General features: G+C 58.0%; 1 protein-coding gene. It reads left to right on the forward strand.

What is annotated here, in order from left to right:
• On the forward strand, positions 1–533 hold a 533-nt coding region (locus C5Y96_RS09330), incomplete at both ends, for an alpha/beta hydrolase (RefSeq protein ID WP_114322169.1).

A 533-nucleotide genomic window follows, 5' to 3' on the forward strand; every position in this document is an offset into this window, starting at 1 on the left:
GCGCGATGTTTAGCGGCGGCCGTGGCGGACTGCAGTTTGGCGCCTGTCACATCAGCATTCCCGAAGTGCATGAAGTTGGCCAATTGGAAGCGCCGTCGATCCTCAAGCTGGAGCTGACCGAACGTCCCGAAAAGCATGTCGTGTTGCTCGAAGTCCTCTCGAAGGAGGAGGAGGCGTTCTTCGCCGATCTACGCGCAATGGTCGCCCAATCGCCACGGCGCGAGATTTTGATCTTTGTGCATGGCTACAACGTCTCGTTTGAAGACGCCGCTCGCCGCACGGCGCAAATGGCGTACGACTTGAAGTTTACTGGCGTGCCGATGTTCTATAGCTGGCCATCACAGGCCGATCTGCTGGGCTATGCGACCGATCGCGATAACTCGCTCTGGACCGTCTCGCACCTGAAAGAGTTTCTGCTAAAGGTTGCCCAGCAAAGCGAAGCCGAGTCGATCAACCTGATCGCCCACAGCATGGGGAACCGGGCGATGGGAACGGCGCTGGAAGAGATCGCCGCCGAAATGAAAGAAGAAACG

The sequence above is a fragment of the Blastopirellula marina genome (assembly GCF_002967715.1).
GTDB lineage: Bacteria > Planctomycetota > Planctomycetia > Pirellulales > Pirellulaceae > Bremerella > Bremerella marina_B.